The 24719-nt window shown below is 52.9% G+C and carries 24 protein-coding genes; 5 read left to right on the forward strand and 19 right to left on the reverse strand.

Going from position 1 to position 24719, the window contains the following annotated elements; all coding sequences use genetic code 11:
- Positions 1 to 4 precede the first annotated feature (4 nt).
- The 4 genes from GKR98_12005 (at position 5) to GKR98_12020 (ending at position 2073) form a co-directional block, all read left to right on the forward strand.
- Positions 5 to 442 carry a nitrate reductase cytochrome c-type subunit; periplasmic nitrate reductase electron transfer subunit gene (locus GKR98_12005; protein QMU58855.1) on the forward strand — a complete coding sequence of 146 codons (438 nt, stop codon included), beginning with the start codon at positions 5 to 7 and terminating at the stop codon, positions 440 to 442.
- Between the two features lie 27 nt (positions 443 to 469).
- Entirely contained in the window at positions 470 to 1162 is a 693-nt protein-coding gene (locus GKR98_12010) for a 4Fe-4S ferredoxin (GenBank protein QMU58856.1), read from the forward strand.
- A 12-nt stretch (positions 1163 to 1174) separates the two neighbouring features.
- Positions 1175 to 1432, forward strand: coding sequence for a hypothetical protein (locus GKR98_12015; protein ID QMU58857.1), 258 nt, complete (start codon positions 1175 to 1177; stop codon positions 1430 to 1432).
- A 119-nt stretch (positions 1433 to 1551) separates the two neighbouring features.
- Positions 1552 to 2073, forward strand: coding sequence for a protoporphyrinogen oxidase (locus GKR98_12020; protein QMU58858.1), 522 nt, complete (start codon positions 1552 to 1554; stop codon positions 2071 to 2073).
- A 156-nt stretch (positions 2074 to 2229) separates the two neighbouring features.
- Here GKR98_12020 and GKR98_12025 read toward each other — a convergent pair whose 3' ends face one another.
- From GKR98_12025 to GKR98_12060, 8 genes are all read right to left on the reverse strand, one after another.
- Positions 2230 to 3282: a substrate-binding domain-containing protein gene (locus GKR98_12025; protein QMU58859.1), complete on the reverse strand. Its 1053-nt coding sequence runs from the start codon at positions 3280 to 3282 to the stop codon at positions 2230 to 2232.
- A gap of 1 nt (position 3283) precedes the next feature.
- Positions 3284 to 4903: a DAK2 domain-containing protein gene (locus GKR98_12030; protein QMU58860.1), complete on the reverse strand. Its 1620-nt coding sequence runs from the start codon at positions 4901 to 4903 to the stop codon at positions 3284 to 3286.
- Positions 4904 to 4915: 12 nt separating this feature from the next.
- Positions 4916 to 5908, reverse strand: a complete 993-nt coding sequence (locus GKR98_12035) for an ATP-binding cassette domain-containing protein (protein ID QMU58861.1) — start codon at positions 5906 to 5908, stop codon at positions 4916 to 4918.
- On the reverse strand, positions 5901 to 6995 hold the full coding sequence (locus GKR98_12040) for an ATP-binding cassette domain-containing protein (GenBank protein ID QMU58862.1): 1095 nt from the start codon (positions 6993 to 6995) through the stop codon (positions 5901 to 5903). The genes GKR98_12035 and GKR98_12040 overlap by 8 nt, the downstream gene beginning before the upstream one ends.
- A gap of 8 nt (positions 6996 to 7003) precedes the next feature.
- Entirely contained in the window at positions 7004 to 7192 is a 189-nt protein-coding gene (locus GKR98_12045; GenBank protein QMU58863.1) for a hypothetical protein, read from the reverse strand.
- Positions 7189 to 8151 carry an ABC transporter permease subunit gene (locus tag GKR98_12050; protein ID QMU58864.1) on the reverse strand — a complete coding sequence of 321 codons (963 nt, stop codon included), beginning with the start codon at positions 8149 to 8151 and terminating at the stop codon, positions 7189 to 7191. The genes GKR98_12045 and GKR98_12050 overlap by 4 nt, the downstream gene beginning before the upstream one ends.
- Complete coding sequence (locus tag GKR98_12055; GenBank protein ID QMU58865.1) at positions 8148 to 9095, reverse strand: ABC transporter permease subunit; 948 nt, start codon at positions 9093 to 9095, stop codon at positions 8148 to 8150. The genes GKR98_12050 and GKR98_12055 overlap by 4 nt, the downstream gene beginning before the upstream one ends.
- Positions 9096 to 9193: 98 nt before the next feature.
- Positions 9194 to 10513, reverse strand: a complete 1320-nt coding sequence (locus GKR98_12060) for an extracellular solute-binding protein (protein ID QMU58866.1) — start codon at positions 10511 to 10513, stop codon at positions 9194 to 9196.
- Positions 10514 to 10960: 447 nt separating this feature from the next.
- Between GKR98_12060 and GKR98_12065 the strand changes: the two genes are divergently transcribed.
- A complete protein-coding gene (locus tag GKR98_12065) occupies positions 10961 to 11134 on the forward strand; it encodes a hypothetical protein (protein ID QMU58867.1) in 174 nt (57 codons plus the stop codon).
- Between the two features lie 271 nt (positions 11135 to 11405).
- Here GKR98_12065 and GKR98_12070 read toward each other — a convergent pair whose 3' ends face one another.
- From GKR98_12070 to GKR98_12120, 11 genes are all read right to left on the reverse strand, one after another.
- Entirely contained in the window at positions 11406 to 12791 is a 1386-nt protein-coding gene (locus tag GKR98_12070; GenBank protein ID QMU58868.1) for a DUF3179 domain-containing protein, read from the reverse strand.
- Positions 12792 to 13051: 260 nt separating this feature from the next.
- Entirely contained in the window at positions 13052 to 14278 is a 1227-nt protein-coding gene (locus GKR98_12075; protein QMU58869.1) for an MFS transporter, read from the reverse strand.
- Positions 14279 to 14529: 251 nt separating this feature from the next.
- Positions 14530 to 14898, reverse strand: a complete 369-nt coding sequence (locus tag GKR98_12080) for a pesticidal protein Cry5Ba (GenBank protein QMU58870.1) — start codon at positions 14896 to 14898, stop codon at positions 14530 to 14532.
- Positions 14895 to 15182, reverse strand: a complete 288-nt coding sequence (locus GKR98_12085) for a K+/H+ antiporter subunit F (GenBank protein ID QMU58871.1) — start codon at positions 15180 to 15182, stop codon at positions 14895 to 14897. The genes GKR98_12080 and GKR98_12085 overlap by 4 nt, the downstream gene beginning before the upstream one ends.
- On the reverse strand, positions 15179 to 15679 hold the full coding sequence (locus tag GKR98_12090) for a Na+/H+ antiporter subunit E (GenBank protein ID QMU58872.1): 501 nt from the start codon (positions 15677 to 15679) through the stop codon (positions 15179 to 15181). The genes GKR98_12085 and GKR98_12090 overlap by 4 nt, the downstream gene beginning before the upstream one ends.
- Position 15680: 1 nt before the next feature.
- A complete protein-coding gene (locus GKR98_12095) occupies positions 15681 to 17222 on the reverse strand; it encodes a monovalent cation/H+ antiporter subunit D (GenBank protein ID QMU58873.1) in 1542 nt (513 codons plus the stop codon).
- Positions 17219 to 17575 carry a Na+/H+ antiporter subunit C gene (locus tag GKR98_12100; protein ID QMU58874.1) on the reverse strand — a complete coding sequence of 119 codons (357 nt, stop codon included), beginning with the start codon at positions 17573 to 17575 and terminating at the stop codon, positions 17219 to 17221. The genes GKR98_12095 and GKR98_12100 overlap by 4 nt, the downstream gene beginning before the upstream one ends.
- A gap of 1 nt (position 17576) precedes the next feature.
- Complete coding sequence (locus GKR98_12105) at positions 17577 to 20456, reverse strand: monovalent cation/H+ antiporter subunit A (GenBank protein ID QMU58875.1); 2880 nt, start codon at positions 20454 to 20456, stop codon at positions 17577 to 17579.
- 801 nt (positions 20457 to 21257) lie between these two features.
- Positions 21258 to 22172, reverse strand: a complete 915-nt coding sequence (locus GKR98_12110; GenBank protein QMU58876.1) for a TRAP transporter large permease subunit — start codon at positions 22170 to 22172, stop codon at positions 21258 to 21260.
- A 153-nt stretch (positions 22173 to 22325) separates the two neighbouring features.
- Positions 22326 to 23677, reverse strand: a protein-coding gene (locus GKR98_12115) for an IS3 family transposase (protein QMU58877.1) whose coding sequence is annotated in 2 segments (ribosomal slippage) — positions 22326 to 23339 and positions 23342 to 23677 — 1350 coding nt in all. Because the reading frame shifts where the segments join, the coding sequence is not laid out codon by codon here.
- A gap of 94 nt (positions 23678 to 23771) precedes the next feature.
- The gene (locus GKR98_12120) at positions 23772 to 24242 is read right to left on the reverse strand and encodes a copper chaperone PCu(A)C (GenBank protein ID QMU58878.1); all 471 of its coding nucleotides are present in this window, start codon (positions 24240 to 24242) and stop codon (positions 23772 to 23774) included.
- Between the last annotated feature and the right edge of the window lie 477 nt (positions 24243 to 24719).

Consider the following 24719-nt stretch of genomic DNA (forward strand, 5'->3'; position numbering starts at 1 on the left):
GATCATGACAAAGTCAAAAATACTTCTTCCTGCATCGATCATCGCTTCGTTGACATTGGTTGGCATAGCTATTGCCCAAACTGCCCAGGTTACCGACTTGCGCGGCACCGGTGTGGACGAGCCAGTGCATCTTGATCAGATCCACAGACAGGTCGAAGGCCGGATGCAAAGAAACTACCGGCAGCAACCCCCCCTGATCCCGCACTCTATTGCTCAGTATCAACTGGACCTGCGAACGAACCAATGCCTTGCCTGCCATGACTGGACAAAAGCGGGGGAGCGCGACGCGCCTACACTGTCGATGACACACTACCTTGATCGCGAAGGGCGCGAGCTCGATCACATCGCGGGTACTCGGTACTTCTGCAATCAGTGTCACGTTCCGCAAGTCGATGCGCCGCCGCTGGTTGAGAACTTCTTTCGATCGTCCTCGGACCGCTGACTCACGACCGCTTAAGGAGCTTTCAAGATGTCTGATACTCCCAAAAAACGCGGCAGAATTCGTCGTCTTTGGCAATGGTTTTGGAGTCCCACTGCTGTTTTGAGTGTCGGCTTCACATTGATCGCCGGTTTCCTTGCGGGCGTCATGTTCTGGGGCGGCTTTCACTGGTCTTTGGAGCTTACCAACACCGAGGAATTCTGCGTGTCCTGCCACACGATGGAGACCAACTTGGGCGAATACAGGGAAACTGTGCACTACAATAACCATTCTGGCGTACGTGCAGTTTGTTCTGACTGTCATGTCCCAAAAGAGTGGAGCCACAAGGTCAAAGCCAAGATTATGGCAGTCAAGGATGTCTACCACGAAATGGCGGGAACAATTTCGAGCGAAGAAAAATATGAAGAACGTCGGCTTGAGATGGCCAAATCCGTTTGGAAGAAAATGAAGCAATCCGACAGTCGCGAATGCCGAAATTGTCACGCTTTCGAGTATATGGATTTCACAATTCAGGAAACACGGGCCGCCTCTGAGCATCAACGTGCAATTGATACGGGAATGACCTGTATCGACTGCCATCAAGGCATCGCTCACAAACTGCCAACCGGATACCAGGACGCATACGAGAAAATATCTGCGGAAACCGTCGACCCGCTTTCTATTTCAGAGACGGTTGCTCATTCAGAAGCAATCGAAACTTTTCTGACCCACACGAACAACTGAGAAGAGGATCAGATGCTCGAGATTCTTGGAACAATTGGAAGTAACTTGCTGGGCTTGCCGGGCGTGCTTGGTTTGGCGGTTGGAATGACCACAAGAAATATTGGTCTTGCCTCGGCTCTGGGCGGGATTGTCGGACTGGTGGAAGCGATGTTGTTCGCCGGTCTATCGGTTGCTCATCTCACGACTGTTGAGACCTTATTTTCAGTCACCGTTGGAATTGTGGCGGGTTTTTGCGGAAGCCTAATCCGCCGCCAAGGCACGACGGTCTGAAGCCCGCGTGTCTGCATGCGTACGGGTGGCATTGTGACTGGGGCGCGCACCGAGTTTGAGCCTCCGCGAGGCGGTGCCCCTTTTGGCATTGAAACCACAACGAAAGAGGAAAAGCGATCATGGCTATACTCGTCGTATTCGGATCAATCGAAGGTCAATCTGAAAAGATCGCAGATTTTATTGCAAACCTCGCAACGAAAACAGGTCAGCAGGTTGAGATCTTTGACACAGCCGATCTTGTTGCTGAGGTGGATTGGGGAAATTTTGAAACGGTAGCACTTGTTGCCTCGGTGCACGAACGACGACATCCCAAAGCGTTTGAGGTCTTTTTGAGTTCGCACAAAAGGGAACTTTCTGAGCGCAAGGTTCTTTTGATTTCGGTTAGTTTGCGGGTTGCTTTTGAAGAAGGCCAGGAGGAAGCACAGGACTATCTGGACGAGATGAAGTTGCGTACGGGTATAAATCCAGATCGGGAATTGCTAGTTGCGGGTGCAATTCGATCCCGGAGTTATGACTATTTTGCGACGCAAATTCTTCGTCACGTTGTGCTTCGGGGTCACGACTTTGATCCCACCGAGCGCGAGCATGAGTTCACTGACTGGAGCAAACTGGATGCCGACGTGCGGGCTTTCCTAAACTGAACGCACATAGGCGAGACCGCTGAGCCAATAGTATACTTGCATTCAGTCATTCAAGGTTGCTGGTGTGCAGCAAATACACGCTCGAAATCCACTAAATTGAATGGGCTGACCGGAGTCACGCTTCAATTCTAGGTGCGCATTAAATCGTCAAACTCTTTAAGCGGGCATATTTTCCTTGATATAGATATCGATGCGAATGCGTTCCTGGGCCGGATTATATGGCGCGCTGTCGGCGGTGGCTCTTAGCAGCCTTGCACATGAGCGAACCAGATGCCCGCTGTCCTGGTTAATAACCGCATCGAAATACCCATCCCGCAGCGCGGACTTACTCAACGGAGTCAGCTCGTGGCCAATTACGACAACCTCGTGCGCAGCTTCTCGGTCTTTTAGATATCTTATCAAACCTTCATTGCCTGCGGCGCTTGAGTATATGCCACAAATATTAGGATGGTTTTCAAAAACCTTTGGCAAAAGTGAATATATCAGCTCTGGGTCATCGCGGCCTTCAAAAGAGGCAACCACTTCGAGACCCTGGAAATGTTCGTTGATGACCAGATCAAATCCTTGGCGGCGTTCCAAGTGATCGCGCGCAAATCTGGAGCCGGTAATGAAGAGAATCTTACCGGACCGACGAATGAAACGCCCCATCAGCTGCGCAGCTGTACGACCTGCGGAAACGTTATCGATCCCGACGAAATGGTCGCGCTCGGATGATGGGAGGTCCGACACCAATGTTACCACAGCAACGCCCTTGTCCCGCAAACGCTTTATGGCATCGCGAACCGATGGTGTCTCGGGGCTGAATATAGCAACGCCATCGGTGTCTCGCGGATTGACCCGGTCAAGGACTGCAACAAAATCCTGCGCATCAAATGGTGTCGCAAGTACGAGCGATAGCTCGGTTCGATCATTTGATAACTTTTTGGCCTGTTCATCAATCTGATCCCGCAGGGCGAGCACAAATTCATTGTCGGTGTCAGGTAAGACAAACAGCAAGTTGTAGATACGCCTGCGCGCAAGATTGGCGGCAGCGGTATCACGAATGTACCCAAGTTCCGCGATGGCGACCTGAACCTTCTTGATCGTCACCGACCGCACGCCAGGTCGTTCGTTAAGCACGCGATCAACTGTGGCTAGGCTCACGCCAGCCACCCGGGCAATATCGTTAACCGTTGGCTTCCCGACGGCGTTGTGAAGCGGTTTGCTCAGTTTAAGTCACCATTTCTTTCGCGAGAGCTTCGAAGAGTAGTGCTACGGCCTCAGCACCAGGGTCGTTGTGACCTTTTAGGTTTTCTTCCGGCACGTATGCGGCACGGCCAGCTTTTGCGCGGTGAATGGATGCCGTACTATCGGCACCGGTGCGGGCGGCACTTGCAGCGGCGGCAATGCCATTTGGCATGGCTTCAAGTGCGGGCGACAATGCATCAATCATTGTTCGGTCACCAACGCTTGCACCTCCTACTTCGCTCACTCGCTTCAATCCATCGACCAACGCCTTTTGTACGGATGCACCATTTGCGCAGGCGTCGCCGGCGGCATTGAAGTAAATTGCAAGAATGACGCCGGACGACCCACCCATTGTTTGGCTTAGTTCGTTGCCCAGCGCCGGGAATAGTTGCGTCAGATCGGCCAGCGGCATTCTAGCTAGGCTGGATTTCAGTGCGCGCGCCGCAGTGGCCAGCGTACTTCCAGTGTCACCGTCGCCGGATTTGGCGTCTAATTGGTTCAAGCGCCCTTCGGCCGATACCAAAAGGTCGGCGACATTCTCAATGATTTCGCGTGTTTTGTCGTTCCTCGATGGGATGGGCTCAATAGGGGTTAAGCCATCCGGCAATCCGACCAAAGGCGGTTCCACAATTTGGTGCAAGCCGGGCCATACTGACGATGCTACCGGCGCAGACAACGCTGCATATTCTGCAGGTGTTGCATCCATGACCGAGACTGAAAACCCATGCATATCCAGCGATGTCATCAATGGAGCCGGCCCGATGATGTGTTCCACCATTCCTGAAGCCGCCAGCGCGTGCGTCAGCACCGACATTTCTAGGGGAGTGGTTGATCCAAGGTTGTTGACGATGGCAACGATATTTCCGCCAAAATGGCCTTTGAGCTTCTCAACGACTGTTCCCATTGCATTCATTGCGGTGGAAAAATCGACCTGTTCCACACCGGGTTCGCCATGGATTCCGAGGCCAAGCTCCGCTTTGCCCGCGCCAATCCGGTTCTCTTTGCTAGACCCTGGAACTGTACAGGTGTCCAAGCTCATGCCGATGGACGCTACTTTGCCAATTACGGCTTGCGCCGCCTCTGCCACCACCCGCAAATCGGCGCCATCTTCGGCCAGAGCACCAGCGATTTTATGAACGAAGAGAGTGCCCGCCACGCCACGCGGCTGTGGAAGATCCGGGAGCGCTATGTCGTCGTCGACAACGACCATCTCGACCTTGCGCCCCAAAGCACGTGCCCGTTCGGCAGCTAGACCGAAATTGAGTCGATCGCCCGTGTAGTTCTTGACGATCAATAAACAGCCCGCTTCACCCGTCACAGCCAGAATGCCAGCCAGAACCGCTTCGACTGACGGAGAAGCAAAAACCTCGCCGCAAACCGCTGCTGTCAGCATGCCTTTTCCAACAAAACCGGCGTGAGCAGGTTCGTGCCCGGAGCCACCGCCTGAAACCAATGCAACTTTCGATTTGTCCCAGTCTGAACGGAAGACCACCTTGATATGCGGGTAGCCATCTAAACGAGACAGCGTTCCACCAGCTGCAGCGAGGACGCCATCAAGTGCTTCTGTGACCAAGTCTTCCTTGGCATTGATAAATTGAGCCATTGTGTTCCTCCTCTAATTGACCCGGATGCCCGTACTGTCGAAATACAGCGGGTTTTGCGGGCTAATTTTAATGGTGCCATTGTTTGCGTAATCTTGATGTGGATCACTTAGCGTCGTGATTGAGTGCCCACGGACTTCGAGGTGCAGACGCGTCTGATCTCCTAGATGCTCTGAGCGCAGCACAGTGGCTTCGACTCCATCGCCCTGCCGGATGTTTTCAGGACGAAGCCCGATTTGATCGCCCTTGTGGTTTCCTGGGAAAATGGAGGCAGGCAGAATATTGATGCGCGGCAGACCAAGGCGGCTGGCCACGTAAACGCTCGTTGGATCTTCGTAGATTTCCTTGGGTGTGCCGTACTGAACGAGTTGTCCCTCTTCCAGGACTCCGATGTGTGTTGCCATTGTCATCGCCTCGATTTGATCGTGGGTGACATAAAGCAGAGTGGATCCAAGGTCGGCGTGAATTCGTTTGAGCTCAACGCGAAGGTCAGCGCGGAGTTTTGCGTCCAGAGAGCTGAGAGGTTCGTCCATCAGATAAATGGAGGGGTCACGCACCAACGCGCGGCCTATGGAAACGCGTTGCATCTCACCGCCGGATAACTCAGTTGCCTTGTTGTCCAGCTTGTGCGGGATCTGCAGAACTTCGGCTATTTTTGTCACTTTTTCTGCGGCTTCAGATTCTGGTGTCTTCAGGATGGGAGAGCGCAATGGGAACGCAAGATTGTCGCGGACGGTCAGATGCGGGTAGAGCGAGTATTGTTGAAAGACCATCGCGACGTCGCGTTGGGCGGGCGTATAATGTGCAACATCATGACCACCAATATGGATACTTCCCTGATCGAGGCTTTCTAAGCCTGAGATCAGACGTAGTGTGGTTGTTTTACCAGCGCCAGTTGGTCCCAAAAGAACGACGAACGCGCCATCCTCGATTGTCATCGTGATGTCTTTGACGGCCTGCGTCTTACCAAAAACCTTGGACACATTGTTGAGCGAAACTTCAGCCATGTAGCACGCCTTCGTTCAGTTCGGATTTCAAAGCCCGCCCGGATTGGCGGTCAAACAAAGTTACTGTTTCAGCGTTGAACGTTAGGCCAACAGGCTCGCCGGTTTTGGCAGTCTGTTGGGCTGAAATTCGGGCCTTAACCTCGCCACCGGCGGTGTCCAGCGTCACGATTTGCGTCGTTCCGAGGTATTCCGTTGCCAGAACTTTGGCACGAAACGGGGCTGTGTCTGAAAGTGCGATGTGCTCTGGCCGAACCCCAAACGCCATGTCGCCTTCGAAGGGTTCACGGGTTTGAGGAACACCAAAGGTCGCGTCATGCATATTGATATCCTTGGTGCCGCTTCCAACTTTGCCGTTAAACTTCAGGAAGTTCATTGAAGGCGACCCGATAAAATCCGCCACGAACATGGTTGCAGGTTTGTCGTAGATTTCCTGTGGAGTTCCAAATTGCTCAACAACGGCATTATTCATGACCACGATTTTGTCACCCATTTGCATGGCTTCGAGTTGGTCATGAGTTACGTAGACTGTTGTTGCGCCCATACGGTCGTGCAACGCCCGTAGCTCTTCGGCCATGTGTTCGCGAAACTCGGCGTCCAAGGCGCCAAGCGGTTCGTCCATCATAAAGGCCTTTGGTTCGCGGACTATGGCACGCCCCAAGGCGACACGCTGGCGATCGCCTCCGGAAAGCCCGCCAACGGGACGATCCAGAATGCCCTCAATTCCCAGAATTTTCGCCACCTCAGCTACTTTCGCCTTTACGGCGCTGCGCGACATGCCCTGGCTGACCAAGGGATAACTAATATTTTTGCGAACATTCATGTGCGGATAAAGAGCAAACATCTGGAAAACAAAGGCAATATCACGTTCAGATGGAGGCCGCTGCGAGATCTCTTCACCGTCCAGAAGTATCTCGCCCGACGTGGGTAACTCTAACCCGGCGATCATGCGAAGCGTCGTGGTCTTTCCACAACCCGACGGACCAAGAAGCATAAAGAACTCTCCATCTTCGATGGTAAACGAGCTCTCGCGGACTGCGGTGAAGTCACCGAACTGCTTTTTGAGATTTTTGATGACGATTTGCGCCATTCTAACGCTTACTCCGGAAAGTGGCTGACGATGATGAACATCACCGTGCCAACCAATGTTGTGATGAAGGAATAGGTGAAAGCCCAGATCACGAAGGGCTGCATCAGCATGAAAACACCAAGTGCAATGATAATGGTCGCCAGCATTTCCCAGGGACCCCGACGAAACCTCAGTAGACCATTGAAGAAGTTGCTCATTTGCGGACCGCTCCAAAAGTAATGCCGCGCAGAAGGTGTTTGCGAAGCATGATGGTGAAGATCATGACCGGAAGCAGGAAGATCGTTGCGCCAGCAGCAACCGCAGGCCAGTCAAGCCCCCCGACGCCGATAATGGTCGGAATGAATGGTGGCGCTGTCTGGGCTGTTGCCGAAGTCAGCAGCACCGCAAAGGCGTATTCGTTCCAAGCAAATATCAAGCAGAAGATTGCGGTCGAAGCGATGCCGGTTGCGGCCTGCGGTAACACGACCTTGTAGAATGCCTGAAACCGAGTGTAGCCGTCGATAAGAGCTGCTTCTTCGTATTCGCGTGGAATTTCGTCAATGAAGCCTTTGAGCAACCAGACGGCCAGCGAAATGTTAACTGCTGTATAGAGAAGGATCATGCCCAGATGCGTGTCCGATAAGCCCAGATTCCGGTACATCAGGAATATTGGGATCGCCACAGCGATAGGGGGCATCATCCGCGTTGACAGGATGAAGAATAACAGGTCGTCAGCCAGTGGGATTTTGAAGCGGCTAAAGGCATAAGCTGCCAATGTGCCCAGGAAGACGCTAAGAAACGTCGACCCAAAGCCGATAATCACCGAGTTCATGAACCGCTCGCCAAATTTCGACGGCCCAACAATAACCATGTCGTATTTGCGGACGATCTCATCGGCCCAATTCTCAGGCGGGTTTTCCGCAAGGAAGTCCTGTGTCTGTCGAGTGCGGGTTGTAAATAGATTTACATAACCCTCCAGTGTCGGCTGGAATCCGGCATCGGTTTCGCTGCCAATTAGATACTTTGGCGGATAGCTTATCGCGTCGGACGGGCTTTTGAAGCCGGTAAGACCGATCCAGACAAGTGGGATCATTGTGATCAGCGCGTAGAAGATGACCAGAGTGCCGGCAAACCACTTGGTCCGCTTTGATGGTTCGGTGATGGAAAAGCTGCTCATCTTTCTTTCACCTTGTTCAATGCTTTTACGTAGATGCTAGCCAGACCAAATACTGTGACGAAAAGGATGATTGCGTAGGCCGAGGCGTAACCAGTTCGCCACTTTTCAAATGCCTCGCGTTTGAGGTTGATCGACGTCAGCTCTGTCACGGAACCCGGACCCCCACCGGTCAGCTGCACAACCAGATCGAACATCTTGAAATTCTCGATCCCGCGGAAAAGTACTGCCAACATCAGGAAAGGCAGAACCATGGGCACCGTGATCGTGAAGAACTGCCGTAACTTGGATGCGCGATCAACTTCGGCTGCCTCGTAGATGTAGTCTGGAATACTTCGAAGCCCAGCAAGACAGATTAGCATCACGAATGGTGTCCACATCCAGGTGTCAACAATAACGATAGACCATGGCGCCAAGTCCACGCTTCCGAGCATCTCAAAGCTGGAGGCCTCTTTCCCGGTTATGAAGCCGACGATGTAGTTAAAGAGGCCTATTTGCGGTTGATACAGGAATTTCCAAAAGTTCCCAACGACAGCTGGAGACAGCATCATTGGCAACACGATGATCGTCGTCCAAAGATCATTGCCTTTGAATTTCTTGTTAATGAGCCAAGCCAGAGTGAAACCGATCAGCACCTGGAAAAAGATTGTCCAAAACAAGAAATGTGCTGTGGCTTGCATATTCAGCCAAATGTCGCTGTCCGTTAGAATGCGCTCATAGTTGCGAAAACCAATAAACTCAGGCTCGCGATTGATGCGATTTGCTTTGTAGTTCGTGAAGCTCAATCTGATCGTCCAGATCAGCGGAAATATGTTGATCGCAAGCAGAAGGAAAATCGTTGGGCCGACAAAGATCCAGGCGATTGCCCGATCGGATAGTCCCTTGATTTTGCGCGCAACTGGTGCGGGCGTTGCCCCGGCAACGCGATCTATTGTCCGGTCAGACATGTGCTTGGCCTGTTAATTGGTTTGTCGCTCCGGGACCGAGGACGACCCCGGAGCCATTGTTTGCTCGGCGCAAAGTTTGTGCGCCGAGCGGAGAGAGCCTAGAGCTTACCTTCGTCTTCGAAGACCTCAGTCCAATCCTCGATCAGCTTGTCTAACGCTTCCTTGGCAGTGCCCTGGTCGGCAACTACGTAGTCGTGAACGCGTTTTTGCATAGCCAGCAGCAGTTCCGCATATGCGGGTTCTTGCCAAAAGTCCTGCACGCCTGCCATGGCATCAAGGAAGTCGCCGGCAAATGGCTGGCTGGCCACAAACCCAGGGTCATTCAGCACCGAATTGTGTGCCGAGTAACCGCCAAGCTCCCACCATTTTGCCTGAACTCCAGGATCTGAGAACCACTTGATGTATTCAAGAGCTGCATCCTGCTTTTCGGAATAGGCGATAACCGAGATGCCCTGTCCGCCCAGCGTCGAACCAGCCTGGTTCTGAGGTGGGTTCACAAAGAAGTCGATCTTGTCGCCACCAGTGGTTGGATCAGCATATAGACCTGGGAAGAACGCGAACCAGTTCATCGCCATGGCGACCTGACCTGACTTAAACGCGTCAAGAGATTCACCCATGTAAGAGTTGGTGTATCCCGGCGGCGTCGCTGTCTCGTAGAACTCTTTGTAGAATTCAAGCGCTTCCACAGCCTCGGGAGAATTCACAGCTCCTTCCATATCGTAGGACCCAGGTGTGTTCTCGTATTTGAAACCCCAAGGATATAACGCTCCGGTAACACCCATGGTTATGCCTTCAGAACCACGTTCGGTGAAAATAGCGGCGCCATAGACGGTCTTGCCGTCAATCTCGCGCTCTTGAAAAAACTGCGCGATCTGGAGAAGCTCTTTTTGTGACTGAGGCTCAGCTAGGTCTTGACCAGTTGCAGCTTTGTAGGCTGCTTTTATGTCTTCGCGTCCAAACCAGTCTTTCCTATAAAACCAGCCATTTGCGTCACCCATAGCGGGCAGCGCGTAATAATTTGGCGAGCCTTTCGGCCAAGTCGAATAGGCATAAACTGTCGCTGGTGCGAAGTCGTCCATAGAGATGCCTTCGTTATCGAAGAAATCATTCAACTTGACATAATGCCCGTTCTCGGCGCCACCGCCGATCCACTGGCTGTCTCCGATTAGCAAGTCGCAAAGTTTACCGCCCGAGTTCAACTCGTTCAGCATACGGTCTGCGAAGTTTGGCCAAGGCACAAACTCGAAGTTCATGTTGTGGCCCGACTGAGCTTCGAACTCTTTGGACAGCTCAACTAGTGCGTTCGCCGGATCCCAAGCGGCCCAGCAAAGCGTCAGATCTTCGGCCTGAGCACTTGAAGCTGCTCCTGTGGCAGCAATTGCAATCGCGCTGGCTGCGGCCAGTCTCGAATATGACATCTAATCCTCCCGTTTGTCCGCCGCGCGCATCTTAGGACGAATCGCGGCATAGCCAAATCGTATATGAGTTACGCACCTCAAGTCTACCCATTTTTGAGGTGCGTAACTCAATTACTTATCTAAATTGTTTTATATCAACAATTTACGATAGATTTGGAGAGCATGATGAGTCCCATTCCAGAACGGGCAGTGTTTGTGAGATAGGCGCCAAAAAAAAGCAATTGGCGATGGCCTAGGCCGTATTGCAAACTTTTGGAACTAAAGCTTTATTCGCTGATCGACGCAAACGCGCCAGCACCAAAGAAGCGCAGACCTTACAAAAAGAAATCAAATTCCAACTGAGACACTACCAACCTTTGTGCCGAGCGGTTCGACCGGGACGCTAGCAACATCTTTTCAGTTCAGGATGAGATTGTCGGTGCATTGACCGGATGCATGCCCTGCAGAGTGCTTGAAGCCGAAGGTCGCCGGCTTTCCGCAACTGATCCCCCGCGCTTGTCATCCTATCAGGCATTCGTGCGGGCTGGATACGAATTGAAACTGCACGGCAATATCCATCAGTCGATTGCCGACTATCGCGATATTGTTGAGTCTGATCCTGCGTTGGAGCAGCCCGCCTAATCACATTTTCGCATTCGGAGCAGCCTGAGCACGCAAGTGTATTTGCCGATGCATTCGTTGACGGCACACCCGAAGGCTATTCGTATGCGGCAATTGTCTCGGCGATGCTAAGGCATCACAAACGTTTTGAAGATCGCGATCTGTGGCTGAAAGGCTTTGAGGCCGCCAATATTCCAGAGATGTGGGTCTTGCGGCAAAGCAGTCTCATGGCGTGCGACCGTTCCTAAGGCGAACTATTAGATCCGGAGCATTATGTTACTCGGGATTCCGATCACTGACCCCAAAGAGCGGTGTCAGGATGAAACTGAGACCATGCAAACCAGAACGCCTGGTGGCTGCCCAGATCGGACCCGCTTGCATCCACGGCCCTTATGCCTCCGGCATCCAGCACCAGGCGAACATTCTCGACTTTAATTTCATCGCCGCGGCTAAGCGCGATGAAGGCGGCACCGCGTGGAAAAGCTATTGGCTGTCCAGATGCCGTAGTCACGCCAATGACATCTTCATGGACCGGCAGTCGCGGATCAACGTCTCCGACCGGAAATATCGGCCCGTTTGCATCGCGACCATTTCGAAAATCCGGGTTGCGACCAAGTGCATACTTTTCAAGTAGCACTGTTGTTTCCGGGTGTTCTTGTCTCCATGTTCCCCAATCTGTTGTCACGACTGTCGCTTGCTTCAGTTGCAGATTCTTTTCTGCGAGCGGTCCGGTCACAGCGTGCCCGAGAAACGTATCGAACACTGAATAGGTGTTTAGGTCATACATCACTTTGTTGGAGCGGCTAAGCAGCCCAGATGTACGCAGGATGGGCCGCTGGATTCCTTCGGGAAGATCGTCGGTAAAGTATGCCTGGGCGGCGCCGCACAACGTGCAGTATGGGATCCCCAAATCGCGCCCGCCAAGAGAGTCGTTGACCATTTCGCGAACTTCCATGATGCGCCGTGGATAGGCGCGGAACTCGCCGTTCACTTCGACGCCAAATACAATGTCATCGTCCTGAAGCCAGGCTGCTTCATCGGCGGTGCTAACATCCGGGTTGTCTGCTGCTGGAATGCAATTGCATTGATCGTCTGTCGTATCGAACGGCCGGTCGTCGATGAGAACACCACCCCACGAAACCATTCGCCAATCGATATCTCCCTCCACAAAAATACTGTCCCAACCTGGCACGAGTCCTGTGAAGATGGCCCGTTTTACGGACAAATATTCAGGTGGGGCCGGAATATCCCAGGCGATTAGATGATCGGTGACATGTCCCCAATTGTTCCATTCGTTAAATTCCTTTCCAAGCAACTCGGATGCTGCGCCCGAAAGCAAAGCCTGCAATTGTTGCGCTGAAACGAACCGCATCAAGTCGCTGACCAGCCATGCCAATCGCGGATCATTGGACCGCGCAATCTCTGCAAGCGCCATTTCCTGCGCCTCGCCCCATTTTGAGTTGGTTGAACTCTCAACAAATGTCGTGTGGACCGCGCGTTGGATCTCGGCTGACAGTGGACCTTCCGGAATCGCAGGAGGTGTTCCAAACTGTTCAGTGATATATTCGGGTAGCCCGCCATTGTCCTGCGCATCAACGCTGCTTGGCCAGACGAACGTGAGCGTCAGGACTAGCAAAGCAAAAAAGGTTTGGGGTCGACAACGTATTGCAAGATGCATGAAAGCCCCTTTCGAAAGCTCAGAAACTTCAATTGCTAGTGGCGCCACTGTTTGTGGCAACACTTGAAGCGGCCTTTCATCGAACGCGCGGAACCATACAATCCAACCGCTAAGTCAAGACAAACTTGCACAGACTCTTCATCGCATCCCAATCACGTTTGCATCAGCGAAGTGTTAGGTGATTTCGCGACGACAATTGCGAGAGTTGGTCGCCTTGCACATGCCGAAATTGGCGGGCAGTCGTGAGCTGTTGGTATTTATTAACGACTTTCACCGACGGCTTGAGTCCCTAGCCTTCCGCGCCAAGCAAGTGGAACCAGCGCCAAGACCAAAAGCGCCGCCAGCACAAAGGGTGCACCGGGGAAATAGATCTCGGATTCCGGGCGCGCGAAAAAACCAAAAATCGGTGTGAACACCAACGGTGCGATCACCGCAGCTACAGATGCCAATGCTGCGATAACACCCTGAACCATTCCTTGCCGTGACTCATCAACAGAGTTGGCCGCGAGCGCAGTTATTGTCGGCGGGACCAGATCAGCCAGTGCAGCAATCGGCAAGAAAATAGCGACTGCCCACAAGGCAGATGCAAACCCAAATCCAACCAAGGCTATCGTTGCCACGAATAATCCAACAATCGCCAAACGGCGTTCGCCGAGATAGCCGACAGCAAATGGCATTACTCCGGCTTGTGCGACAACAACAAGGACACCGTATATCGAAAGAGTGAGGCCAATAGTCAGAGTCGACCATCCAAACACCTCCCGCCCCCAGAACGCCCACAACGTTGGATAGACGATTGTCGCAAACTCGAAGACAAAAAGACAGAAAAGCGGAACAGCCAGGGCTGGAATACGAAACGCCTGCAAAATCGTAGCAAATGGATTCAAGTCGCGCAGCTCGAACGTGCGGCGGTTCTCTGGCTTAAGGGACTCGGGCAGAACAAAGAATCCGAAAGCAACGTTGGCCGCCGAAAAGAACGCCGCAAGCCAAAATGGTGCCGTGACGTACCATGTTGCCGCCAATCCTCCGAGTGCCGGGCCCAAGACAAAGCCGATTCCAAACGCCGCGCCGATCATTCCAAACCGAGCCGCGCGATGCTCTTTTGGCGTGATGTCAGAGATGTATGCAGTTGCGGTAGTATAGGTTGCGCCCGCCAACCCAGCCAATGTGCGTCCGACCAGCAACAGCCAGTAAGTCCCCGCCAGAGCCATGATAACATAGTCCAGCGCAAGAAAAGCCATGGCAACCAATAGAACGGGTCGGCGGCCATAGGCATCTGAAATGGAGCCAACAATTGGCGCGAAAAGAAACTGAGCAGCCGCATAGGCCGACATCAAAACTCCGGCCCAAATGGAGCCGACTGCCAAATCATTCGCCCCGACGCGCTCCATTAGGTCAGGCATGATTGGGAAGACAATTCCGATCCCGATTGCGTCGATCATCAGAGTAATCAGAATAAAGGCATATGGTCCGTTGATCCGGCGCATGTGGCGTTTTCGGTGCTCTCTGGCGTTGCGTGGCTGGTCTAGATCTCAGATCAACCTGATGACTTCCTGCAATACCGCTTTGTTTTGGTAAACACGGAAACTGCAGTTTGCGGTGGTTAAGCCAGGCGGGATCGCACTAGGCTACTTGACCGGCAACACGGATAGGAGCCGACGAACCAGAGCGCAATCCCATGTGTGTTCAGAATGTCAAACGAAGCGCCCGGCGATTAAAATCGCTTAACATACGGAACTCATTCCGGTTCGACATCCGGCGAACTCAAAGTTGACCATGTATCGTCCTGCGGAGGTAATGGCGGTGTGTCGCAAGTGCGTTTGTGAATGTTCACCTTCGCAATGAAATTTGCCGAAACCGGAGCTGTCACGAACAGAAAAGCCATAATCAGCAATTCGTGGATTGAAGGATCTCCTGACGCCAAAGCAACTAAGATCGACGCCGCCAAGAGCATGCCAATTCCGACTGTTCCAACTTTTGTCGGCGCATGGAGACGCGTCATGGGGTCATTGAACTTCAAAAGTCCGATCACGCCCACCAAAACGAATCCTGAGCCAACTAACAGTGATATAGCCGCAGCGAATGTCGCAATTGTTGCCAAGGTCATTCGATGATGTCCCCCCGTAGAGTAAATCGCGCCAACGCTACCGTTGAAACAAATCCAAGCATGGCGATAAGAAGCGAAACCTCGAAGTAAACCTTAACACCCTGATGAATGCCCAATACGACAACCAATCCCAATGCATTTATGACCATCGTATCTAATGCGAGGATACGATCACCTGTCGTCGGTCCCATGACCAGGCGGACCATTGACAGAACCTGACCAAGAGCCAGCGCCAAAAAGGCTATGACTATGGCTAACTCCAGAAATCCCACGGCGAATGTCATGCGAATATCTCCAGCAAGCGACGCTCGTATCGCGATTTGATATCGTCACGGACCCCATCTGGGTCATCGGTGTGAAGAACATGAACCAAAAGGCTGTGACCTTCGTCCGACAAATCCGCGGAAACCGTTCCGGGCGTCAGCGTAATTGTCCCGGCAAGAATTGTAATCGCCTCGGGCTCTTTCAACTGCAATGGAATAACGATCCAGGCTGGCTTCAGCTTAGAGTTCGGAACGGTCAGAACAATCCACGCGACCTGCACGTTAGCAACCAGAATGTCCCAAATGACAATGAAGCCATAAACCACCATCTTGCCGACGCGGATACCTTTGGGTTTGTCCGGCCACCAGATCGAGGTCATCCAAGGAATTATGATCCCCAGGATTATGCCGAAGACGACCATGCCCGCCGAAACTTGGTTCTGCAGCAAGGTCCAGACGACCGCCAGAATGAAGGTCAGCAATGGATGCGGGATCAACCAGCGGACTGCGCGTGCCATATCAGTGCCCCTCCGTCGGTTTGCTGAGCTTGCCAGGAGTATCCAATACAGTTGAAATGTATTCATCCGGCGCAAATAGATCAGCTGCCATGAGTTTGGCATAGCCGTGCATCTGACCGGCGAAAACCGTGTGGGCGATCAACAGCGCGAACAATCCACCGACTGCAACATAGGCAAGCGGTGCTGGACGCGTGAATTCATCCGATTCTCCGTCGATTTCGTCACTGTGGGCTTTCCAGAACACCAGGCTGCCAGCACGAGCGAAACCCAGAATGCTTATTAAGCTGGCGCTTAAGACGATTACCCAGATCCAAGCCATTTGATCGTTTGCAAATGCGGCGTCGAGAACCAGCAACTTCCCTAGGAAGCCAGAAAGCGGCGGCAACCCGGCCATTGCAATGGCCCCGGCAAAGAACATGCCCGCCGTAAGGGCGGTGCCCGCCAAGGGCGGCTGCAACGTCAAATCAACATTGCCGCGTCCAGTCCGGACCAGATCTGTAATCAGAAACAGCACGGCCCCGGCCAACGTCGAATGCACGATATAATATAGAGCCGCCGCAATTCCCAACGGAGTAAATAGCGAGATCGACACCATCACCATTCCCATCGATCCGATGATGGAAAATGCGACGAGGCGATTCAACTTTTTGGCGGCAAGGACGCCGACCATACCAATGGCAAGAGAGATTAGTGCGGCTGGCAGCAACCAGATTGTGTGAAGACCAGCCGTGACATCCAGATCGGGAGGGAAGATCATCGTGTAAACGCGGATGATGGCATAGGCGCCCACCTTGGTCATAATCGCAAAGAGCGCAGCGACCGGCGCTGGCGCCTCTGCGTAACTGGACGGCAACCAGAAATGCAGCGGAACCACCGCAGCCTTGATGGCAAAAACCAGCAAAAGCAAAGCTGCCGCAACCCGAATGCCTACGGTTTCACTTGGATCGATTAGGGCCACGCGTTCGACCAGATCCGCCATGTTGAGTGTGCCAGTTTCCGCATAGATCGACCCAAGAGCAAACAGGAACAGGGTCGACCCGATGAGGTTAAACAACACATACTGGACCCCTGCCCGCAGACGCGCGTTACCTCCAGCATGGATCATCAATCCGTATGATGCGATCAGCAACACTTCGAAAAACACGAAAAGGTTAAAAAGGTCACCCGTCAGAAACGCGCCTAAAATACCCATCATTTGGAATTGGAACAGGGCATGGAAATGCCGCCCGCGATTATCCCATCCCGAGCCAATGGCATAGAGCAGCACGAAAAAGGCCATAACAGAGGTCAGCAGAACCATCATTGTCGACAGCCGGTCACCAACAACGACAATGCCAAACGGCGCTGCCCAATCGCCTAGTTGATAAAGTAACACTGTGCCGTCCGAGACTCGCAGAGCAAGGCCCAGCGCAATCCCCACCAAAGCCAGGACACCGGTCAGCGATATGACACGTTGAATACCGATGTGATTGCGGGCAGCCAGCACGATGAATGGCGCGACCAAAGCAGGAAGAATGATCGGGACAAGGATCCAGTGGGTCATGATTGGCCCTCTGATCCGGTCTCAGGTTCTTCAGGCTGGTCATCTACATGATCATCGTTCGATCCCAGAAACGCGCCCAAGCCGATCATGACCACGACAGCCGTCATCCCAAACGAGATAACAATTGCCGTCAACACCAGGGCCTGAGGCAGCGGGTCAGTATAGACCGTAACACCGTCTACCAGCACCGGCGACGCGCCGATGGTGAGTCTGCCGGAAGCAAACAAAAATACATTCACGGCATAGGTCAAAAGCGAAATACCCAAAATGACCGGAAATGTCCGCAACCTCAGAACAAGGTAAATGCCCCCTGCAGTCATGACTCCAATGGCGGAGGCGACAAGCAATTCCATATCAGCCCTCCCCCCCAACTGGATCGAGACCTTTGCCTGGCGGATCATCTCGTGAAGGATCAATATCCATCGGATATTCAGCATCAGGTGTGTTTGCACGGCGCGCCAGGCGCGAGAAACTTTCCAGCGAAAGCATTACGGCACCCACAACGGCAAGGAACACCCCAAGATCAAAGAGTGCGGCTGTTGCTAACTCGAACTTGTCGAACGGCGGAATGCGCACATAGGTGAAGCTGGATGTCAGGAATGGCTTGGTGACGAACCAGGCTCCTATTCCGGTTAAACCGGCAACCAATACCCCAGCACCAATTACGCCATGGTAGGGGTATCTTAATCGCGCTGAAGTCCAAGCAAATCCGCTGGCCATATACTGCATGACCACGGCAATCGAGACGACCAATCCGGCTATAAATCCGCCACCGGGTTCGTTGTGACCGCGCAGGAAAATGTAAAATCCAACCAATAGTACTATAGGCATCATGACCCGCGTCAGAACGACCATCATCATCGGGTGCATGTCACCTGCCCGCGGTTGATCCGGGATGCGATTCAAAAGGCGGGCTCGCACTGGCCCTTGCAGGAGCGTCTCGGTCAAGGCGTAAATGATCAAGGCTGCAATCCCCAGGACTATGATCTCGCCATAGGTGTCAAAACCCCGGAAATCGACCAGGATCACATTCACCACATTTGTACCGCCTCCGCCCTTGTATGAATTCGCCAGGTGGAATTCAGAGATCGGCGTCGTTATCGCGTCCCGAAGTAGATAATGGTACGCCAAACCAAAGGTTGTCAGCCCCCCTGCCAAAGCAACACCGGCATCTCGCACCCGACGCAGCAGGCTGCTTTCCACGGGCGTGGTATTCGGCAGGAAATTAAGCGCCAGCAAGAGCAAGATGATCGTCACCACTTCGACCGTAAATTGCGTCATGGCAAGGTCAGGAGCGCTGAGGAACACAAAGCCGATCGACACCATTAGTCCAACGATCCCGATCAAGATAAGGGCCAGAAAGCGGTCGCGGTGCATGACGACCAGACCGGCAGTCGCAGCCACCAACATAAACCAACCGGCAATTGGCACTGCTCCGGCGACTTGCGGTGTCCGAGTGGCATCCGCAACAGTTCCCGTCGCCCATCCAAAGTAACCCGCAACGATTATGGCAGCTGTTGCAATCACGGCGTAGCGCGTGAACGCTCCGTTGTGCACACCAAATGTTGCTGCGCGTGCAAGCCGTGCAGCGGCTTCAACGATGCCCTCAAATATGACCTTGGCCTCTGGGCGTGGTGTCGTCTCCCAGAAACGTAACAATGGTTTGAATACCGTCAGCAACAGTAAGCCGCCGACCACCGCAACAATTGACATATAAAGCGCGGGCACTAATCCGTGCCAGATCTTCAGATGCGCCTTGGGTAATTCCGCTTCACCTCCAAGCAAGGCCGATGTCACAAGCACCACGAATGGTTCTGCCAGAAATGGGGCGACGCCAATAACAACAACAAGAACGACCAGTATTGACGGCGGGAGCCACATGCCCGGGTTAGGATCGTGCGGTTTGGACGGATAGTCATCCCGGACAGGGCCCAGGAACACATGCCCAATGAGGCGGAAGCAATATGCGGCGGAAAACAGCGACCCAACTGTCGCCAACACCGGAACCAGCCACTTGCTGCCGAAGAGGACAGTATGGGTGGTTTCCTCCAACATCATCTCTTTGGACAAGAATCCATTCAGAAATGGGATGCCCGCCATCGACAATGCCGCCAAGGCAACAATCATGAACGTCACCGGCATCAATGTTCGAAGTCCGCCAAGTCGGCGGATATCCCGGGTGTGAGTTTCATGATCGACGATCCCAGCCGACATAAAGAGAGCGGCCTTAAATGTCGCGTGATTAAGAATATGGAAAACGGCGGCCATGGCGCCGAACGCCGTGCCGGTCCCCAGTAACATTGTGATCAACCCAAGGTGGCTGACAGTTGAAAAGGCAAGCAGTGCTTTCAGGTCATGCTTGAACAGCGCAATCACAGCGCCCAACACCATTGTTATGAGTCCGGCGGAAGTGACAATAACAAACCATTCAGTCGTGCCGGACAACACAGGCCACATGCGCGCCATCAGGAAAATGCCTGCCTTCACCATCGTAGCCGAGTGCAAATAGGCCGACACTGGCGTTGGCGCAGCCATGGCGTGCGGCAGCCAGAAATGGAATGGGAATTGAGCCGACTTGGTGAAGCACCCAAGCAGGATCAACAACAACGCCGGCACATAGAGCGGGTCCGCCTGAATCGCTTCGCGATTTTCTAGAATGACACTCAACTCGTAACTTCCGACGATCTGCCCGAGAATCAGCATTCCGGCAATCATTGCAAGGCCACCCAGACCCGTCACTGTTAGTGCCATTCGTGCGCCTTGCCGACCTGCTGGAAGATGCTTCCAATAGCCAATCAGCAGAAAAGAAGATAGCGAAGTCAGCTCCCAGAACACCAACAAAAGCAATACGTTATCGCTTAGGACAATTCCAACCATCGCGCCCTGAAACAGCAGCAAATAGGTAAAAAACTCTCCCATGTGATCGTCGCGGCTGAGATAGTGTCTTGCGTAAGCAATGATCAAAAGACCGATGCCAAGAATGAGGAATGCAAAGAAGAATCCAAGCCCGTCCAGCATAAGGGTGAAGTTCAACCCTAAAGCGGGCATCCAATCGACCCGCGCCGTGATAACCTCTCCGGCCAGTATCGCAGGAAAGTTCGTAAGCAATCCAACAAACGCAATCAGCGAAACTGTGAACGTAACTCCGGCACAGGCTGCGCGACCGGCTGAATTCATTACCCCAGGAAGCAATGCGCCGAGGAAAGGTAAAGCTACGATAATAAACAGTGACAAGATCGGGCCCTATTATTTCAGCGCTATAACAAGCACATGCAGTGCTTAAGACCCATCGGCCTGAATCACACAGTGATAGAGCATTCCACAAACGTCAACTGATACGATGAACGGCCAATCTAACGGCCCGGATGAGGTGCACAAAGCATCTACAGGGAGAGCGCTTAATTCGAATGACAGTGTCTGTTATAGGGCTGCGAGCTGTCGGCCAGTTACCGAATTCTAAATTGGATCGAACTAATGGCGGCTATTGATTTCAGTGGCGATACTGTCAGACAAATTCGAACCAGTCTCAGTTTGAAGCCAAATTCAGGAACCTATGCAGAACAAAGTTGCCGCCACTTTGAGAGGGCGGCGGTTCGGTTAAGTTTGAAATTAGTTCGTGAGTAGAGGTGGCGCACTTGGTGGAAGTGGTTGTGGATTGAAGAATGGACAGCGACGAATTTTTGCAGGGACAGTAATCTTCGAAACATTAGCATTGCTCGCTCTCGCCGTTGATCTTCACAAAAACCTCGTCGAGGTGCCCCTGTCAGTTGAAAGGTGCATGCATCTGATTAACGCGCCTGTGCCGCATTTCCGCTGCAAATATTGGGCCAATTTTATTCCACCAATATCTAATCGTCTCATGGCTAATATCGATGCCGCGCTTGTGTAAAAGAACTTCTACATTGTGCAGCGATAGCGGAAATCGGACGTACATCATTGCCGCTTGGCGAATGATCTCAGGACTGGTTTTGAAATAACGAAATGAGTCTACCTTCCGAATTATAGTTTCGATTAGGCATTCAAAGAAATACTCATTTACGTTTGCTTGGCGCTTTTAGCTTTTTTGATCCAAGTTGCGCCATAAGGCATTGCCCCCATCAAAACGGGCAGTGCCAGCATCGCTAATCCAAATCGCGCCCAGATACTCAAAAACGGCAGGGCAACGGCAATCGCCCACACAAGGTGGGTTATCCGCGCGGTAGTTGTAAGGCGGCGTGGGCCATACCCGGACAGTGCATTCGTGAACAATACAATGCCAATTGCGACCGAGATGATCACAGCCACAATGTTGATCGGCGAGCCTATCATGAGCAATTCAGGCGAGTAGACGAAAATAAAGGGCAGCACGAATTTCAGCCAACCAAATCGGACTGCAAACATCGAAGTTCTGATAAAATTCGCCCCGGCAAGCGAGCTGGCCGCCAAACATCCAATGGCGACCGGCGGTGTGATCATGGACAACATCGCTGTATAAAAGACAAAAAGATGCGCCGCGATAGGCGTCAAGCCAAGTTCAACCAATGACGGTGCAATCAATGTTCCGCAGACGACATAGACCGCCGTGGTGGCAAGTCCGATACCTAAAAAATATGAAGCGACGGCGGCCACAACCAGCGCCAGTAATAAACTGGCACCCGCAAGACTGGATATCATTATCGTGAATGTCACGCCAAGAGCGGTCGCATTGACTACGCCGACAATGATTCCAACACTGGCTGCCATAACAACCAACCCAGAAGCTGCCAGACCCGCACTGACGATTGTGCTCGAAATTACGCGAACGTCCAATGCCTCTTTAGGGCTTCGAAGAACGGCGAAAATGAAAGCAACAACAACGCCCATTGCGGCCGCGAATTCCGGTGCGTAGTCCATTCGAAACAGGATAACCAATAGCGTAAGAAGTGACCCAATGAACGGTAAAGACAGGCCAGCAATTTTACGCCACGGCATGGGATCTTGCGCCTGTCCTTCGGTGAAGGGTTGCGCGACGGCAAAGCGGTCAGCCTGCACAAAAAGCGACCAATAAAAGTGTCCGTCGTCAGGGTTTTGGGAACCAAGAGTTGCTTAAACAAGTAAAGAGTTTGGCTCGTCTGGTTGATGTTATTATGCGGCGCGCTGTCTGTGATGCAAGCGCCGCGCTTCGAGCGTCTTTCGTTTGATCCTTTCCCGTTGTCTTAGAATGGCTTTGTCACGCCCGAAGTAGACGTCGGCGGGTGTGACGTTGTTCAGGCTCTCGTGGTAGCGCTTGTGATTGTAGTGATCGACGAAGGCTTCGATCTGGGTTTCGAGGTCTCCCGGAAGGAAGTAGTTCTCCAATAGGATGCGGTTCTTCAGGGTTTGATGCCACCTCTCGATCTTGCCCTGTGTCTGGGGATGATATGGTGCGCCCCGAGAATGCTTCATGCCTTTGTCCTGCAGCCATTCAGCCAGATCGCCAGAGACGTAACTGGACCCGTTGTCGCTGAGGAGGCGGGGTTTGTGGATGACGTGAACCTGATCGCACCCTGATGCTTGTAGCGCCAAATCCAGGGTGTCCGTCACGTCCTCTGCCCGCATGTTCGTGCAGAGTTTCCACGAGATGATGTAGCGGCTGTAGTCGTCCAGGATTGTGCTGAGATAGAACCAGCCCCAGCCAAGCACTTTGAGATAGGTGAAGTCGGTTTGCCAAAGCTGGTTGATCGCAGTGGTCTTGTCTTTGAACTCGTTTGCCGCCTTGAGCACGATAAAGGCCGGGCTGGTGATCAGATCGTGGGCCTTCAGGGCCCGATAGACTGAAGATTCCGAGACGAAGTAGCGCTCCCGATCCGTGAACGTCACTGCCAGTTCGCGCGGCGACAGCTCCGTCTCCTGCAGCGCCAGCTTGACGACCTTGCGCCGGACTTCGTCGGGGATGCGGTTCCAGACATGTCTGGGCTTAGGCGCTTGATCCACAAGGCCAGCGTCGCCGCGCTGCCGATACCGATCATACCAACGGTAAAATGTGGTGCGGGGGATGCCCAGCTTTGCCAATGTTCGACGAGCAGACAAATGCGACCCCTCAACAAGCCGGATGATCTCCAACTTCTCAGATGCAGCATACCTCATTCTTGGTCGCCCCCACCGCCGGTCATGCTTTTTTTGAGAAGACGCAGTTCCAGTGTTTGCTCGGCAACGACCTCCTTCAGGTCTCGGGCTTCGCGGCGCAGGTCCTTGACTTCGTCGGTCGTAGCCGCACGCGCCGTATCTCCAGCAAGCCGCCGTTTGCCAGCTTCCATGAAGTCCTTGGACCATTTGTAGTAGATACCTTGAGATATTCCCTCACGACGGCACAACTCAGCAATGCTGTCTTCGCCACGCAAGCCATCCAGCACGATCCGGATCTTCTCTTCTGACGAATACTGTTTGCGCGTCGCGCGCTTGATCTCTTTGACGATCTTCTCGCCGGGGCTCCTGCGAGTTCCAGTTGTCTGTCTCATGTCCCACTCCTCAGTGGTTACGATGAGCCAACAAAACTCTCTTATCAAATTAACCTAATTGGACCCATAGGCGCTGACTTCAGACATCACTCCCTCAATTCGTTGTCGCATGCCCCGTATGCGCCCCATGCCCCATCTCGGGCTTGGTGACCATAAACGTGATCGGCACATCGCCTGCGTTTTCAAACACCAGCACTGCGTCAACCATCTCGCCTTCAGGCAGCTCACCCGGAGTCAAACCCATGATCATTACGTGGTAACCACCCGGCTTGAACATCACCATGCCACCGGCTGGCACCGCAATCTCGTCGACATGGGCCATCTCCATGATGCCATCTTTCTCGCGGCTTTCGTGGATCATCGCCATACGGCCTTCGATACGAACACCGACCAGTTTATCGTCGGCGTTGCCCGCATTTTCGATCATCATGTAGCCGCCAGCAGCGCGGGCCTTGTCGAACGCCTTGTGAATGACCGGGTCGGAAACTTTCATGTCACTGGCTTGCACCGCCATGGCCGAAACCAAAGCTACTGCGCCAACCAAAACTGCGGCAAACTTAATCATGATACTACACCTGTCTATGAGTTGAACTCAGCACGCATATAGGGCCCCACTTACGGCATTCGCCAGTCCCTCGCGTCCAAAGGCCGCAGCGCCGAACACCTCAACCGAAAGCTGTCCAAATCGCAACGAATCGTGACAGCTTTATTCCCTTTCGACCCCCCGAAAAGCACCAAAAAACCACGCTTATTCATCCTGCATTAATGTTAGCGCTTACTAGTGAACTCCATCGTTTAATCGGCACAAAAATTAGGGATGAACGCCACATGTCAATAAAGATGAACACCAGGTAACATTCTGAAAAATGGCGGAAATACCCGATCCATAGGCGATTTTCTGCATAAACTTCCGTTTAAAAGCGGGGCTTAATACAAAGTTATATAGATCACAGTTTTGTAACGGTGCCATGACAAACCTCATGGACGGTCGCCTTACCCACGACCTCCTCAACAATAAAAACCCGAGGACTCTGCACATGAC

The sequence above is a fragment of the Boseongicola sp. genome (assembly GCA_014075275.1).
Taxonomy (GTDB): domain Bacteria; phylum Pseudomonadota; class Alphaproteobacteria; order Rhodobacterales; family Rhodobacteraceae.